Raw genomic sequence first — 15806 nt, forward strand, 5'->3', positions numbered from 1 at the left:
TTTACCCTTATAGTTATGGGTATTCTTTTCTCGTGTAACAGTTCCACTGCAAGATACAAACAGCTGATTTTTAATATTTCAACAATCATTTGAATAAATTATAACATTTTATTCATCATTAATTAATTTTGCGGCTACTCGACGCTATGGATGATCTTTCCAAAACGGACTCCTTTTTAGGTGACAGCGCATTGTTGCGGTCTGATGACGAGCGAAATTTTCGCTTGTTATATAATCGTTATTGGAAAGATCTATACCAAAAAGCTATGAGCAGGCTGGATAATTCCAACGATGCGGAAGAAGTGGTACAGGATATTTTTGTGAGTTTGTGGAACAACCGCTATAGCGTGGTGATAGAAGAATCCTTAAGAGCCTACCTGTTTACTGCGGTAAAATACGCAGTAATAAAAAAGGTGCAAAGAGAACAGGTAAGAGGACGCATTTTTCCTTTAAATATCGAAGCGATCGAACAAATAACGCTTTCCAACGAGGAAATGCTTTATTATAAACAGCTGGAAGCGCTTATTGACAGCGAAGTGCAGCTGCTTCCTGAAAGAATGCAGGAAGTATACCGGCTTAGCCGCAATGAGCATTTGCGAAATAATGAAATTGCACAGCAACTCAATATTTCTGAGCAAACGGTGAAAAATATACTCTCGGAATCTTTAAAGCGGCTGAGAGCCCGGCTTTCCGGTTATAAGTTTGCAATTTTCCTGGTATAGTAATCAGGCTATTCTTCTTTTGCACACTTTCTTTCCTAACGGTCATATGACGAAACAGGTGGACTATGTGTCCCTATTAGGGACCATTTATTATATTACAATTAAAAAAATGTTATCTTTTTTTGAATTCGAATAGTACTACTCTATCTATTATGGTATTCTATAAAGTAGCAAAGCTGTTTACATGACGAAAGAGGCCTTTACAACCATACTCAACAAATATATAGAGGGAAATGCATCTCCGTTAGAAACGGCTTATGTAGAAAAATGGTACGAGCAGGTGGAAGAGCTGAAAAACCTGGAGGAAGGGATATTAATACAATAGGCGATGACATATACAACCGTATACAGGAGCAGATAAGTCCTCGCAAAAACAAACTTGTAATTTCTTTCAATTGGCTGTACAGGGTGGCTGCCGTCTTGCTGTTGGTATTGGCAGGTGCGCTTTTTACCAATATGTTTTACAAACAGACCGGCATACTGTGGCTCATAGTATAGTACCCGGCACCGAAAAAGCCCTGCTGAAGCTCGATGATGGTACGGTGATAGAATTGGACAGTACCGGAGCTGGAAATGTGGCGTCTGAAGGCGGCTCTGAAATTGTAAAATTAAAAGATGGCACTATAGCCTACAATAATGTCTCGGCCAACCAGGAGGTAAAATTCAACGAAGTAAGTATACCGGCGGGAGGGAGCTATAAGCTTCGTTTACCCGATGGCACTATGGTATGGTTAAACGCGGTATCCTCTATCCGGTTTCCAACCCGGTTTACGGGACCTGAGCGAAAGGTTGTTGTAAAAGGAGAAGCTTACTTTGAAGTAGCGCATAATAAAAAACAACCTTTTATTGTAGATATACCAGGCAGGCAGCAGATCTCTGTGTTAGGTACTCATTTTAACGTAAATGCCTATGAGGATGAGGCCGCAGTTAAAACCACCTTAATACAGGGTAGTGTGAAAGTGCACACACTTAGCTCCGGCAAAAATGTTGTACTAAAGCCAGGGCAACAAACAGTGGTGCGTGCCGGTAGGGGCATTGAAACCCTTACAGGCATTGATGTAGAAAAAGTGATGGCATGGAAAAATGGCTACTTTGATTTTGATCAAACCGAGATATCTGAAATCATGAGGCAGGTATCCCGATGGTATAATGCAAATATAGAACTGGATCCCAGGCTAAAAGGGCTCACGTTTAGTGGCAGACTACCACGAAAAGAGAACGTACAAAAACTGCTTAAAATGTTTGAAGCTACCAGCACCGTCAGGTATCATGTAGCTGGCAACCAAATAAAAGTTTATCAAAAAAATAGGTGCGTCTTTTTCAGGGCGTGTCAGGGATTACAATTTTTAAATGCTTATTTCATTATGAGATTGACGACCTTTCTATTACTATTTTCCTGTATCCAGGTATTCGCCGGAACCAGTTACAGCCAGTACGTAACCATCAGCTGCAAAAATGAGCGAATACAGCTTGTTCTTCAAAAAATAGAAAAACAGACGGGATATTCCTTTTTTATAATGACCAGCTGATGCGTAATGCAGAAAAGATAACATTGTCTGTTGATCGTGCGCCATTGGCAGATGTTTTAAACAGGGTGTTGGCGCCAAACGGTTTGGGGTATTCGATCGATGATAAAATTGTAATTATCCGGAAGATAACCGAAAAAGTAGTGGTACGTAAAAAGGAAGTTGCGCCGGTTACTATGGCGCCTGTAGAACCCGTGCGCACGATTGTTCGGGGTACGGTTAAAAACGAAGATAATGATCCTGTTTCCGGCGCCTCCATTATTGTTGAGGGTACAAAAAGAGGAACATCTACAGATGGCAAAGGAGAATTTTCTTTAGATGTAGATCCGGGCCAGACCTTACTGGTATCTGCTGTGGGGTACAATACTACACGTGTAAAAGTGGGCAGTTCTCTAACGCTCCATATTATTTTAAAACTGATAGATAAAACGGAAGAAGTAGTAACGGTTAATACAGGGATGTATACCCGTAAAAAGGAAACCTATACCGGCGCTGTGGCTACATTTTCAGGTGCAGATTTAAGAAAGGTGGGTAACCAAAACCTCGTTCAGAGTCTCAGGAGTGTGGATCCCTCTTTTTTAATCATGGAAAATAATTTTCAGGGATCTAACCCCAATGTGTTGCCAACTATTGAATTAAGGGGGCAAAGCAGCCTGACTACTTCTACCAACTCGCTTGTAGATGAGTTTGCCGATAATCCTAACCAGCCATTATTTGTTCTGGATGGTTTTGAAACCTCTCTAAAAACAATTACTGAACTGGATGTAACACAGGTAGCATCGATCAATATTTTAAAAGATGCTTCCGCTACAGCAATCTATGGGTCGAGGGCATCGAATGGAGTTATAGTAGTGGAAACAATAAGACCTCAGTTAGGAACCGTTAGGTTAAGATACACGGGTGATTTTAGTTTCGAATTACCCGATTTGTCTGGATACAATATGATGAATGCCCGCGAAAAGCTGGAGTTTGAAAGGTTGTCGGGAGCCTTTAGAGCATCTGTTGGAATGCCCGAGCTGGCTAATTCTTATTATGGACCGCTCTATTCAGAAAAATTGCAGTTTGTAGAGAGTGGAGTGAATTCTTATTGGTTAACCGATCCGTTGCAAACGGGATTTTTTCAACGTCATTCTTTATACGCCGATGGTGGAAACCAGTACCTAAGTTTTAATGTAGGCGGCACCTATAAAGCTCAACAGGGGGTAATGATTGGGTCTGGTAATAAGGAATGGAGTGGACGTGTTAACCTTACCTACCGGAAAAATAAAATCAATATTAATAACAACCTTTACATAAACGGGTATAAGCAGGATAATTCTAACTATGGTTCTTTTTCTACCTGGGTAAATACGAATCCATATTTTGAGAAAGCTGCTGCCGATGTAAAATACCTTTATGAGTTTTATAACTGGAATACGGAGTATGGCAATGGCTATGAATACATGAGAGCTGCAAACCCTTTTTATAATGCCAGCCTCAACAGTTTTAATAATGCGAAAAGTTACACGATTACCAATAACCTCCAGTTAAATTACAATGTTACCAATAACCTGCGTATCCAGGGGGCTTTACAGGTTGGCGGATCGAATACTGAGGCCAATGTTTTTAAATCGCCCCTGCACACCGATTTTGACAATACAACTACTTTGAAAAAGGTACTTATAACTACACCAATACGATGAGGTTCAATTATACGGGTAATTTAATGATATCCTATGCAAAGAATATCAGTAAAAACCACATGGTGCAAACCAACCTTAGAACAGAACTGGCAAGTACTGAAAACAGGAGGAAAGGATTCGATGCAGAAGGATTCCCGCTCAGCAGTAACGGCAACCCGAAGTTTGCTTATGGGTATAGAGATAATGGGCTGCCTTCATCTGCCGCCAGCATATCCCGGAGGCACTCTGTAGTAGGTAACGTTTTTTATTCTTATAAATCGAAATATAATGCAGATGTATCGGTTACCTACGATGGTTCTACTTCATTTGGTCAAAAAAACCTATATCAGCCATTTACCTCTTTCGGAGCAAGCTGGAATATGAACAAAGAAAAGTTCCTGGAGAATATAGCATGGATCGATAATTTAAAAGTGCGTGGTTCTTATGGTATTACCGGTAACCAAAGCTTTGCTTCCACCTCTTCCATATCTACTTATAACTATTTTAACTCGTACAATTACTTTGGGCAAGGCGTTTACCTTGGTACATTAGGAAACCCTGATCTTAAATGGCAGAATACTTTTCAAACTAACCTGGGATTGGACGCAACTTTTTCAGATGGCCGTTTTAATATGACATTAGATGCCTACAAGCGTCGTACAGACCCTCTGGTATTGGCATTGTCCTTACCATCCTCTACGGCACTGGTAGCTTATCCAATGAATTTGGGAACGCTGACTACAAAAGGCGTAGAGTTTAATGTAAGGTATGCGCCGATCTATAAAAAGAAGGAACGGGTGATGTGGTTTATCGGTGTTTTAGGAACAGCGCTTAAAGGAACTTACGGAGGATTTAATAACCGGTTGGATGCACTCAATGATTATGAGACGTCTAACAATTCACTCATGCAGTATCGTGACGGTTACGATTCTTATGATCTGTGGGCCGTGCCTTCCTTAGGTATTGATCCGGCCACTGGTAAAGAGATATTCCTGAAAAAGATGGCAGTCAAACTTTTGTTTTTAGCTATGATGACCGGGTAAGGATAGGCAATAAAAGACCGGCATTACAGGGCGTTATTAATAACTCTTTCACTATTAAAGGTTTTTCGTTGAACATGTTCTTCCGTTATATCTATAAGCAGGATATATGGAATAATGCATTGTATGATAAAGTTGAAAATATTTCATTAGGCGATGTGATTTCCTACAACCAGGACAAAAGAGCCTTGTACGACAGGTGGCAACAGGTGGGAGATCAGGCTGAGTTTAAATCTATTTCCCTCACTACAACTACTCCTATGTCATCGAGGTTTGTTCAAACAGAAAATACACTTTCGTTTGAGTCGATTAATGTGGGTTACGAGATTACTCAAAAACCTTGGTTAAACAGGGCGGGGCTTTCTGCACTTAGGTTTACTGCTTATACCGGCGAGATTTTCAGGTTTTCAACCATCCGCCGTGAAAGAGGGATCGACTACCCCTATGCCCGTTCATTTTCTCTAGGTATCAATGCCAACTTTAAATAACTCCAATAACAAATCAACTATGCGTTTGTATTTATATATCTTAATAAGCATTGTAGCTCTTACTCATATCTCCTGTACCAGGTGGCTCGATGTAAAACCCGAGGATAAATTTACTGAAGATCAGATCTATACTACAAAAGCTGGTATAGCGGAAGTAATGAACGGCCTCTACATAAAAATGGCTACTCCCCAGCTTTATGGAAGAGATCTCACATTGGATAAATTAGATCTGTTTGCCCAGCGTTATTATGGTATTACCCCAGATTATTCGTTTTATGAATACATCAATAGGAACTATGAAAATATAGCGGTGAAAAATACATTGGCATCCATATGGGATAACATGTACCTGATGATAGGCAATGCTAACCAGTTCTTATCTAATTTAGATAAGCTTGCAATAAATGTATTAACAGAATCTGAACGCAATCAATACAAGGGAGAGGCCATTGCCATACGCAGCCTGGCTTATTTCGACCTGCTGAAGATGTACGGGCCCGTCTTTAAACTGGATTCAACAGCAGTATCGATTCCCTACTACCGGGTGCTGGGCCGGGATATAGGCGACTTTTTGCCGGCCAATGAAGTGATAGAAAATATTGTCAGGGACCTGGACACTGCGATCAATTATCTGAAAAATGACCCTATTGTAAGCCAGGCCGGGACGCTCAATTATAATAGTTACAGAATAAATCTATATGCTGCAAAATTGCTGAAGGCCAAAGTACTGCTTTGGCGCGGAGACAACCAGGGCGCATTAATGGTTGCGAAAGAAGTGATAGCTCAGGCAGCTAAATTTCCCTGGGTTACACATGAGGCTGCAACCGGCTCTTCAGCAACCGCCGACAGGATTTTTTCAACTGAGGTATTATTTGGAATTTTTAATAATGGTTTGTATGATACCTATGATGAAATATTCAGCTCAGCTATCACAGAACGATCGATCATAGCCACAGGCCCGTCAAATTATGTTTCTACCGTTTTTGAAAACAATAGCGGTGATTATCGTTATGAATACAGCTGGATCTTCGGATCGGAAGGCGTTCCATTCAGAACATTTATTAAATACAGGAATTTAATCAGCCAGGAAACTTTTACCAGGCGCTATACCATTCCTGTTATGAGGCTAAGCGAAGCTTATTATATAGCAGCCGAAACGGAGACCAACCCGCAATTGGCATTGAGTTACCTGAATACAGTCCGCCAGAAAAGAAACCTGCCGTTGAATATTGAAGACCCCGCGCTTTTAAGAGCTGAACTGACGAAAGAGTATGAGAAGGAATTTTATGGTGAAGGCCAGTTATGGTATTACTATAAACGAAATGCTGTTACAACCGTGAGAACTCCGAATACGGTTAATGGAACCATTGCTATCGCAACCGGCTCTTACGTATTTCCTATCCCGGATTCTGAAACCGGTTCCAGGTAACCACAACTTAATAGTTAATGTAAATAAATATGAAGCTGATGAAGAATATAATTTCAAAAACTTATTTGTTGCTTTTGATAATAATGCTGGTGTCTTGTAAACAGGATACATTGCTTGTCTTTGATCAGGAAGCGTCAGGAGCAAATATTTATTTCCCCGAGACCGTAACCAAAAATGATACAGTAAGCCAGTTGATCTCTTTTGGATATGTTGGATATTCTACTATCGATTCCCTTGTGCGTATTCCGATACAGACCACCGGAAACCCTGTGGACCATGACCGGTTGGTAGCATATGAATATGACACGAGTAATACAGCCAGGGAAAACGAACATTTTTTATACGAAAGAGCGCCCATCATCAGGGCCGGAAGGATAAACGATACCATACTGCTGCGGGTTAAAAGAACGGCTGATATGACGGCCTCTCAGTTTAAACTCAGGTATAAACTGTTAGCTAATGAAAATTTCAATGTGAATCTTCCGGGAAGAGCACTGGCCAGCGGGCGCTGGGTGCCTTTTGTTTACTATAACATTTACATGGATGACATGGCCGGCGTTTCTTATCTCTGGACCACATTTGCAGGAAGGACAACAGTTGCACTTTATTTCGGCGCTTACTCCCGTAAAAAAGTAGACCTGATGCTGGAAGTGCTGGGGGTAAGCTCCGCTATCTTTTACGATCCTAAAACAGGCCTGCAGGTTTCTCAATTGGTAAACTGGTCAAAGTACATGGCCTGGTGGTTAAAAGAAGAAGAGAATAAGGGCAAAGTCTATTACGACGAAAATGGCGCTAAGATAACGATGGGCACTTCTGCCGGCTAAACAAAATGTAACACATTAAAACCATAGATAGTGAATAATATTTCAAGATTACAAAAGGGGGTATTTTTTGCCTTGCCACTATTAACACTTGTTGCCGCTATTTTATTTAGCGGGTGCAGAAAAGACCTGGGCAACTATTCCTACAACCGGGTAGACACATTGGTTTTTGGTAATTTTCAGGGATCTTATAATGTACAATTAGGGACGAGCCCGGGAATCCTTCCTGTGTTGACCTTTAAGCAGGGTACACCGTTCGTTGACAGTAATTATACTTACGAGTGGGTTTGTTATAATAATTCTGTAGCCACTGCTTCAGAACGAAGAAGCACTTTACATCGCTTAAAAAACCTGGATGTTGTATTAGGTTTGAGTGTTGGCTCCTATAGTTGTTATTATGTAGTAACCGACAAATCCAATGGTGTTACCTGGCAGAAAGCATTTATCCTTACTGTTTCCGGTAGTATAAAAAAGCAGGGTGGTTTGTGCTCAACGAAATAGATTCGGCCGCCAGGTTGGATTATTACCAAGAAGATCAGGCCAATTGGGGTACTTTTCCAACCATCTACAAAAACCTGCCCGCTCTTATTAAAGACCAGACTAACCCGGCATTATCCCTTGAAATAACCGGGAAGCCATTGTCGATAGAAACCTTTACCAACAGGGATCCTGTTAATACTGCCAATAAATATTGGTTGTATATTAATACTACAGCTTCTACTGAGAAAATCAATATTACTGATGGTTTTCTTTGGAATAAAGTGAAATACCTTTTTGCGAATGAAACTGTTATCGGTGAACCTAAAAGAGCTGAAGTTTTGCTTCCAACCAGTGGCGGAACGTCTTATGCTTTTGCCGATGGAAACCTGTATTTATATAATTATGCTATCCTGTCGTACTATGGTACACCAATTAATAAAACAGGAGCCACAGGTATTACGTTTAAAATAGCACCTTATTTTGCGTCTCCTGTTACCGCTTATATGCATAATATATTCTTCGATGCAGATAACAGGCGTTTCGTAAGAACTTCAAGCAACAGCTCCGGTGCTTCTATTATCAGTACGCCCACACAGGCTTTCGATTTGCAGTATGTGGCCAAAGACCTGGTATGGCTGGGTTTTACGAGGGCATTTAACGGGCAGGCAGTAGCTGTTTTAAAAGATGGCGGTCAATACTACCTGGCAAGAATTGCTTTTAGCTATACAGCCAGTTCTCCAACCATCACAGCCATATCTATTGAAAATTTAACTACTTTTTTAACTGGTATTGCCAATGCAGACCGGTTTGTATTGGATCAGCAATATGGGTACCTGTTCTACTCAGTTGGCAGTAAGCTCTACCAGTATGATATGGACAATAAAATACTTAAAGAAGCTTACGATTTTGGTACAAGAAAAATCTCAATGTTAAAAGTCAATCGTCTCATGACAGCTTATACTGTTACCGGTCGTTTTGCCGCTCCGGGTTACGCAATTATAGTAGCAACCTATGATGCTGCTGCCCCCAATACTACCGGTCAGGTCGAGTTTTTTAAAGCCCCTGAACTACTGGGTGCTTTAACCAAGTACCAGGAGCCTTTTACAGGATTAGGCAAGGTGGTAGATGTTAAATACAGCGAATTAAGTAATTAAATCAATAAAAGCGTTTATGATGTATTATAAAAAAATGTTCCGTAAAAAATACACAACGGCAATGCTGCTGGGGCTTTCTTTATCGGCAAGCGCGCAAAAGCCCGTTACCATTGAGGGATCTTTTGCCCGGGAAAAATTTGCGGAGGTAAAACTCTTTAAAGTAGAAGACGGCGTAAGTAAGCCTGTTGCTACTGCGCAGCCTAATAGCAAAGGGAAATTCGGATTCCAGTTTTTTCCGGAATACGAAGGTTTGTATTTGCTAGGCACAGGAACCAATGTCAATCCCCAGGGTAATTACAAGTTCTGGCTAAAAGGCGGAGATAAGCTGGGTATTTCCATCAATGATACGGCCTATAGTTTAACAGGCGTTTTGAATTCTAAAGAGAACCAGGTTTTGACCCAGTGGTATAAAATGTCCTGGGCGGTAGAGTGGAAATCTATTTACTTTAACAGGAGTCATAGCACTTATGTAGATTTTTTCCCGGAGCTAAACAGCTTATTGCCTAAAGCCAAAGCCTGGTTAGCTGTGCCAAAAGCAACCGGTAACAAAAAGTTTGAAGCGGCTTTAAAAGATATCGTAAACCTCGACCTGGCATTTTTTGCTGTCAATTTTTTAAATACACCGCGCAGTGCCCATCCTGATAAAGAAGAGCTTCCTGATTATTACACATCAGTGTCGGTTAACAATACTTTCCCTACGGCCCAAAAGGCATACAATTATCCCTGGGGATACGCGCTTTTTCAACTATCCTGATGCGTGACCGTATGAAAAGCGGGGAAAAACCCAAGACAGGTCTGGAAGGTACCAAAGCCGTATTTATGCTGATCAGCAACGATACGTTAAAGGGTGATTTTGCGCTTGAGCAGGCCGCCGCTATAAAAGACTACGGAAAATATCTTGAGTTTAAAACCGGCGTAGAAGAATATATACTCACTGAAACCCAGAAGCAGCGCGAGTTCCAGATCAATAGCGCACTTGCCACTTTAAAACCGGGAGATAAAGGTTATGAATTTAAGTTTGAGGACAAAAACGGCAAGAATGTTTCCTTCTCTGACCTGAAAGGTAAAGTGGTTTTGATCGATACCTGGGCTACCTGGTGTGGACCTTGTAAAGTAGAAATTCCTCATCTGAAAAAACTGGAAGAAGCAATGCAGGGAAAAGACGTGGCAATCGTCAGTATTTCAGTTGATGAGGAAAAGGATAAAGACAAATGGAAAAAAATGATCGAAGATCAAAGTTTGGGTGGCATACAGCTCTTTGCCAGTGGGTGGAGCGATATCACTAAATACTATAAAATTACAGGTATCCCACGTTTTATGGTTTTTGATAAGCAAGGCAAGATCGTTACCGTTGATGCGCCCCGGCCTTCTTCACCCGACCTAAAACCATTGCTGGAAAAATATCTTTAATCTGGTACATCTATACCGGGTTCCATAAAATCTATAACGGTAGTTAGCTGTTTAACTACCGCTATTTCTCAAATAGTATTATAAAATAATAGTGATGAAAAAACTGTTCATGTTTTTCATAGTGTTCTTATTGTGCGGGTACCTAAAGGCCCAGGAGCCGGAAGTGTTACAACATTTTTCAAGCTGGAACGAAGTACTTGCAAAAGCCAGGCAAAGCAATAAGCTCATATTTATTGATGTATACTTTACAGGCTGCCACCCCTGTGCCGTTATGGACAAAGAGGTCTTCACGAATAAACAGGTAAAAGAGAAATTGACGAATGAGTTCATTGGTGTAAAAACCGATATCCTGAAAGAGCAATTGGGCGACTCTATTGTGCGTAAATATCAAACAATGGGATTTCCCACCTTCCTCGTACTGTCAAAAGACGGCGATTTAATTGCCGCTACTAACGGTTTTGCCGATGTTGGCGTGTTGATGAAATTTATGACCAAGGCTGTGGGGCTAAATCAGCAGAAAACGTATCTCACGGGCTTTTCTCCTGCCTTAAATGTAGCTTATCCACAGGTATACCTCGACTATTTCGGCAAAGAACGCAGGCGTATAGAGGACTCAGTTGCCAACAGTTGGATCATTCAAAAAAAGGCACTTAACAGGGAAGCAGCCGATATGCTGTTTATGGTAACCCGCAAACCCGCTCCACAGTTACAGGAAGACTTTATTAAGAACTATAACGGGTATCGGGCATTGTACGGGGACGCCCTTGTACTAGGTAAAGCCGCCAACATTCTTACTGCCAATTTAAAGGAAAAACTAAATGAACGTAACGACGAATTATTTATCAGCTTCCTGAAGACATACGAGAACAAATTTCCGGCAGAAGATTGGAAGATTATCCGGTTTTTACTGGCAGATCATTATTATAATGGTATTGCCAAAAACACAGATGCCTTCCTGGGTTTTATTGCTGTTAACCCGGTTTTATACAAAAACTATTATGGCGCAATGGTAAGTACACTTACCGGCAAGCAACCGGTTACTGCGGAAAGACTTTCATTGCTGGGCCGTTGGGGCGCAGCGGGAATTGATGAAAATACCGCTTTTGAAACAATTCTGGCCATTGCCAAAATACATAAACAGCAAAATGATATCGAAGGCTATAAGAAATATGTAAGCCTGGCTATTGAAAAGGCTGGTAAATACGAAGTGGATACAAAAGCCTATGAAGCTATGTTGACCAATTAAAAAAATAAATGATAAAGAAGATTTTTTTAGGTATCAATTTATTGTTCCTGGGTGTGGCTGTACAGGCACAGGAAGCTGAATTGAAAGCCAGGATAGAGAAAGTGAGCGCCGCATTTTTGATGCATACAGATAGCCTGATGCGCCCTTTTCTTGCAAAAGATTTTTCTGTAGGGGCTTACATGGGCCGGGCAGCCCTGAAAAACCTGAATGCTGTTTTGAGCAATTATAAATTAAACACCCTCGTGTATGACCGGCTGCAGCAAAAGGATTCCACCTGGCTGGTATCAGCAAAAGGCCACAATACAGATAGTTTCGTTACTCATTTTTACTTTAATAAGAATCTTGAATTGCGGCACTTCGATATCGCTGATCAATTATATGGGATGAACCGCAATACCGAAAGCCGAAAAGTAGCCACCATCCCCTTTGAAAGCCGCAATGGGTCTATCATTCTTACGGTTACGCTTAACAAAAGTCAAAGGCCTTTGAAATTACTTTTCGATACCGGCGCAGATGGCATGATGATCCATAAGGCACTAGCCGATACATTGGGGCTTGTTGTTTCTCATCAGCAACAGGCTTCTGTGGTAGGCGGTAATATTGATATTACGATATCCCGAAATAACACGGTGCACTTAAATGGTTTTGCTATTGATCAACAAAGTATTGCCATATTTGGTAACCGGGAGTCGGGAACAGATGGCATTATTGGTAATACCATTGCCAAACGTTATATCACTTATGTAGACTATGATAGGAAGGAAATAACGCTTTATACCTTCGGAAAATTCAATGATTTTCAAAATGGAGAAAGAGTACCGGTAGATGTATCCTCGGGTAATATGCAAATGGATGCCATATTAAGCGTGCAAAAAGAAAAGCCAATAGACGCAAAGTTTATTTTAGATACCGGAGCAGGATACGACCTGATTGTTTTTCGGCCACTGGTTTTAAAACACAAATTATTGGTAGATGGATTTAAGGCAGACTCGTCAGGCGCTACAGTAAGTATGGGTATATCTACACCGGTTTTTTACGGAAAAGCCAGTCAGCTAAAACTATTGCCCGGCCTTACTGTAAATAATTTACCTGTTACCTTAATGGGGAGCGGTTCCAGCGCTGCCTCCTGGCGACCAGGAACGGATGGTTCGCTCGGGATCCGGTTTATTTCGAGGTACAATTTTGTAATCAACCTGATGGAAAAGTACGTAGCTTTTGTTCCCCTGAAAAAGAGCTAAGCTTTCTAATCGACCTTTAAAAACAATCTTTACACTGTAAGCATATTCAATCGGCGCTGTTTATAACCCACTTGCAAATACCTGGGTCCAGTAAGCTCCTGCTTTAGCGGCGCCCATTTCTGTAGCATTTCTATTCATAATGTTTTTGCAATGGCCCGTACTGTTCAGCCAACTATACATAACATCATCAACAGTTTGCTGGCCCATGGCAATGTTTTCGGCAAAAAAACTCCATTTATAGCCGGCAGCAGTAATGCGGGTTCCGGGATTGGAATTGCGGTTGCCGGTATGGCTGAGCTTCTTTCGGCTGTTCATATAATTGCTATGAGCTTGGGCTGCCGATTCAAGCCGGTCATTCCATTTTAAAGGTTTAACAGGTGGCATGCTGGCGCCACCGCATTTACAGCCTTTACTACGTATTTTATTAACTGCCTGCAGCAGGTCGCGCGGGTTGGCAGAATTGGAGCCGTTTTGTCCCGATTGTGCGGTAGAACAACTAAAGCTAGTAAAAAGCAGGCTAAATAGCAGGATAGGGGCAGTGATCTTCATTGCAGGAAGATTATTGTTTTTTATGTTCTTTTTTATAAGCAGCGCTCAGCGCTTCCAGCTTTTCAAGAAAAGGACGAATAGTTGAAACCGCCTCGTTGGAGCTGCCGCCGTAAGAAATGGAATGAGTATAATTTTTGTCTTTGAGTGTTACCCTCACATCACAGCCATCGGCGCAAACATTGCAAAGATTGATATGAATGTTATTAAACTGCTCTTTATTGACAAGGGCGCTTAATTCTTTCCATAGTGTTTTATCTGTAGCGGTAACAGTTTCCGTTGTTTGTGCCTGGTCGCAGGAAGGGTAGTAACGGTATACTGATTGATCGGCATTGATAACGAGTGAATCTCCACCCGTACACCAGCCACAAACTGTGCTGATGCTGATGGTAAGATCATTGTTGGAAACCAGCGCAGATTTTCTCTGGCAACCGGCGGCTGCCAGTACAATAGAAATAATAAATACGACGATCGGGTATCTCATCAGCTAAAAACTGTTTAAGCGTTGTACACCCTACACTTCAAAAATGCTACCAATGTGCAAAGTCCAGCTCGTAATTTCCTTTGATTCTCTCCATCGGCGGGTTAAAATAGCCGTACTTCAGGTCGGGGAACTCGTTGCGTATTTCCTGTAGTAATTGTTGTACACCCATGCATTCACCGGTATCGGTAGCGCCAATCTTGCCCAGGTACCAATCGGGATCGATATTAAAATTACGCCACTGTATCATTTTAAGATTCGTGTCTTTGATTAGTTTGCGCAGGGCTTCATATTCTGCAATGCTATCCGTCATACCCGGGAATACGAAATAGTTGATCGAGGTCCAGCCGCCAAAACTGTTCACCACTTTCAGGCTCTCAATAATATCTTCAAATTCGTAATTATTAGGACGGTAATAGGGCATGTATACTTCCGGACGCGCGCTGTTGGTACTTACCCTAATGGAGTTCAAACCAGCTTCGCATAATCTTTTAACGGCATCTGGTTTCGATCCGTTGGTATTGATATTAATGCTGCCTTTATCAGTATGCTTTCTTATTTCTATAATTGCCTTTTCGATGGTTTCCCACATCAGGAGCGGTTCGCCCTCACAACCCTGTCCAAAACTGATCAGTGGGAAGGGAGCTGTTTCAAATGCGGTACCGTAAATTCTACGATTTCCTCCACCGATGGTTTAAACTTCAGGCGATCCTGCGTAGAAACGATGGTTTCTTCATCAGGCTGCAGGGAAATGCATCCTACACAATTCGCATTACATGCCGGCGATGCGGGTACCGGGCATTCCCATCTGCCCATAAAATAATTACGGGCGGCCGGGCAATGATAGGTAAGGGCACAATTCTCAGCCAGGTGCTTCACCAGCCTGTTATGGGGGTAAGCGCTGATCAGGTGCTCCACACCGGTCTCTACTTTTTCGGTATTAAAGCCGCTGCATTCCTGCCTGATGTCCTGCTCAATACGCATGGCCGGCACATAAAACTTTTCATCCTGCCAACCTACAGCGGTGTAACAAAAGAGTGGAAGGGTAGGCGCGTCAGGTGCGGTTTCGTAAGCAGAGAGGTAAAAGCCGGTATGTGCAGGCGGAATAAAAGCCGCTACAGCCCAACCTTTTTCACAAAGCCTCATATCGCCGGTTTCTACATCAATACCGATACCTCTGCGACCCGGCAACTCGTATAAAGAACCGCCATCGGGTAGCTCAATCCACTCGTCCTCAGGAATGGGCATGGCATCCCAGCCGGTACGGCCGGTAACATATAAAGAAGTATCCTCGAAAATATTGCCTTTTCCGTCAGAGTATAAAATATAGGGAGATGATGTGAGGCTATTATGTTTCAATTACTCAATTTTAATGATAACAGGTGACAGATGACAGCAGTACTGTCAACTGCGAACTGTCAATTGTCAAACTAACTTTGTCCTGCAAAAGTCGTTAAATTCCTGTTCATTTACCGCATTATCTGCATATTCTATTTCATGCTGGTAAATTTTATTGTTTTTGAGATCGATGGTAAGAATATCATCTTTTAAGATCAGGTTGCTG

18 protein-coding genes are annotated in these 15806 nt (G+C 41.7%); 14 read left to right on the forward strand and 4 right to left on the reverse strand.

Annotated elements, in window-relative coordinates; genetic code table 11:
- Positions 1 to 128 precede the first annotated feature (128 nt).
- The 14 genes from MKP07_RS28005 to MKP07_RS28070 all read left to right on the forward strand — a co-directional run bounded on the left by MKP07_RS28005 (position 129) and on the right by MKP07_RS28070 (position 13215).
- Positions 129 to 722, forward strand: a complete 594-nt coding sequence (locus MKP07_RS28005) for an RNA polymerase sigma-70 factor (RefSeq protein WP_240850525.1) — start codon at positions 129 to 131, stop codon at positions 720 to 722.
- Between the two features lie 184 nt (positions 723 to 906).
- The gene (locus MKP07_RS28010) at positions 907 to 1047 is read left to right on the forward strand and encodes a hypothetical protein (RefSeq protein ID WP_240850526.1); all 141 of its coding nucleotides are present in this window, start codon (positions 907 to 909) and stop codon (positions 1045 to 1047) included.
- A gap of 157 nt (positions 1048 to 1204) precedes the next feature.
- Entirely contained in the window at positions 1205 to 2251 is a 1047-nt protein-coding gene (locus tag MKP07_RS28015) for a FecR family protein (RefSeq protein WP_240850527.1), read from the forward strand.
- Positions 2251 to 3930 (forward strand): SusC/RagA family TonB-linked outer membrane protein, encoded by a 1680-nt coding sequence (locus MKP07_RS28020; protein ID WP_240850528.1) that lies wholly within the window; start codon positions 2251 to 2253, stop codon positions 3928 to 3930. Before MKP07_RS28015 ends, MKP07_RS28020 begins: the two co-directional genes overlap by 1 nt.
- A 23-nt stretch (positions 3931 to 3953) precedes the next feature.
- Entirely contained in the window at positions 3954 to 4952 is a 999-nt protein-coding gene (locus tag MKP07_RS28025; RefSeq protein ID WP_240850529.1) for a TonB-dependent receptor domain-containing protein, read from the forward strand.
- Between the two features lie 68 nt (positions 4953 to 5020).
- Positions 5021 to 5437: a hypothetical protein gene (locus MKP07_RS28030; protein WP_240850530.1), complete on the forward strand. Its 417-nt coding sequence runs from the start codon at positions 5021 to 5023 to the stop codon at positions 5435 to 5437.
- Positions 5438 to 5456: 19 nt separating this feature from the next.
- Complete coding sequence (locus MKP07_RS28035) at positions 5457 to 6866, forward strand: RagB/SusD family nutrient uptake outer membrane protein (protein WP_240850531.1); 1410 nt, start codon at positions 5457 to 5459, stop codon at positions 6864 to 6866.
- Between the two features lie 38 nt (positions 6867 to 6904).
- The gene (locus tag MKP07_RS28040) at positions 6905 to 7690 is read left to right on the forward strand and encodes a DUF4843 domain-containing protein (RefSeq protein ID WP_240850532.1); all 786 of its coding nucleotides are present in this window, start codon (positions 6905 to 6907) and stop codon (positions 7688 to 7690) included.
- Between the two features lie 30 nt (positions 7691 to 7720).
- A complete protein-coding gene (locus tag MKP07_RS28045; RefSeq protein ID WP_240850533.1) occupies positions 7721 to 8188 on the forward strand; it encodes a PKD-like family lipoprotein in 468 nt (155 codons plus the stop codon).
- Positions 8173 to 9321, forward strand: a complete 1149-nt coding sequence (locus MKP07_RS28050) for a hypothetical protein (protein ID WP_240850534.1) — start codon at positions 8173 to 8175, stop codon at positions 9319 to 9321. The genes MKP07_RS28045 and MKP07_RS28050 overlap by 16 nt, the downstream gene beginning before the upstream one ends.
- A 16-nt stretch (positions 9322 to 9337) precedes the next feature.
- Positions 9338 to 10075: a hypothetical protein gene (locus MKP07_RS28055; protein WP_240850535.1), complete on the forward strand. Its 738-nt coding sequence runs from the start codon at positions 9338 to 9340 to the stop codon at positions 10073 to 10075.
- Positions 10075 to 10731 (forward strand): TlpA family protein disulfide reductase, encoded by a 657-nt coding sequence (locus tag MKP07_RS28060; RefSeq protein ID WP_240850536.1) that lies wholly within the window; start codon positions 10075 to 10077, stop codon positions 10729 to 10731. The genes MKP07_RS28055 and MKP07_RS28060 overlap by 1 nt, the downstream gene beginning before the upstream one ends.
- A 94-nt stretch (positions 10732 to 10825) precedes the next feature.
- Positions 10826 to 11977 (forward strand): thioredoxin family protein, encoded by a 1152-nt coding sequence (locus MKP07_RS28065; RefSeq protein ID WP_240850537.1) that lies wholly within the window; start codon positions 10826 to 10828, stop codon positions 11975 to 11977.
- 8 nt (positions 11978 to 11985) lie between these two features.
- Complete coding sequence (locus MKP07_RS28070; RefSeq protein WP_240850538.1) at positions 11986 to 13215, forward strand: retropepsin-like aspartic protease; 1230 nt, start codon at positions 11986 to 11988, stop codon at positions 13213 to 13215.
- Between the two features lie 60 nt (positions 13216 to 13275).
- On the opposite strand, the gene MKP07_RS28075 is transcribed toward MKP07_RS28070, so the two are convergent.
- The 4 genes from MKP07_RS28075 to MKP07_RS28090 are packed head-to-tail and all read right to left on the reverse strand — an operon-like array spanning position 13276 to position 15601.
- Complete coding sequence (locus MKP07_RS28075) at positions 13276 to 13764, reverse strand: CAP domain-containing protein (RefSeq protein ID WP_240850539.1); 489 nt, start codon at positions 13762 to 13764, stop codon at positions 13276 to 13278.
- Positions 13765 to 13774: 10 nt separating this feature from the next.
- The gene (locus tag MKP07_RS28080) at positions 13775 to 14245 is read right to left on the reverse strand and encodes a hypothetical protein (protein WP_240850540.1); all 471 of its coding nucleotides are present in this window, start codon (positions 14243 to 14245) and stop codon (positions 13775 to 13777) included.
- Positions 14246 to 14291: 46 nt separating this feature from the next.
- Positions 14292 to 14834 carry a radical SAM protein gene (locus MKP07_RS28085; RefSeq protein ID WP_240850541.1) on the reverse strand — a complete coding sequence of 181 codons (543 nt, stop codon included), beginning with the start codon at positions 14832 to 14834 and terminating at the stop codon, positions 14292 to 14294.
- A gap of 38 nt (positions 14835 to 14872) precedes the next feature.
- On the reverse strand, positions 14873 to 15601 hold the full coding sequence (locus MKP07_RS28090; RefSeq protein WP_240850542.1) for a hypothetical protein: 729 nt from the start codon (positions 15599 to 15601) through the stop codon (positions 14873 to 14875).
- Between the last annotated feature and the right edge of the window lie 205 nt (positions 15602 to 15806).

This window comes from Paraniabella hibiscisoli, from assembly GCF_022512515.1.
GTDB classification, from domain to species: domain Bacteria; phylum Bacteroidota; class Bacteroidia; order Chitinophagales; family Chitinophagaceae; genus Niabella; species Niabella hibiscisoli.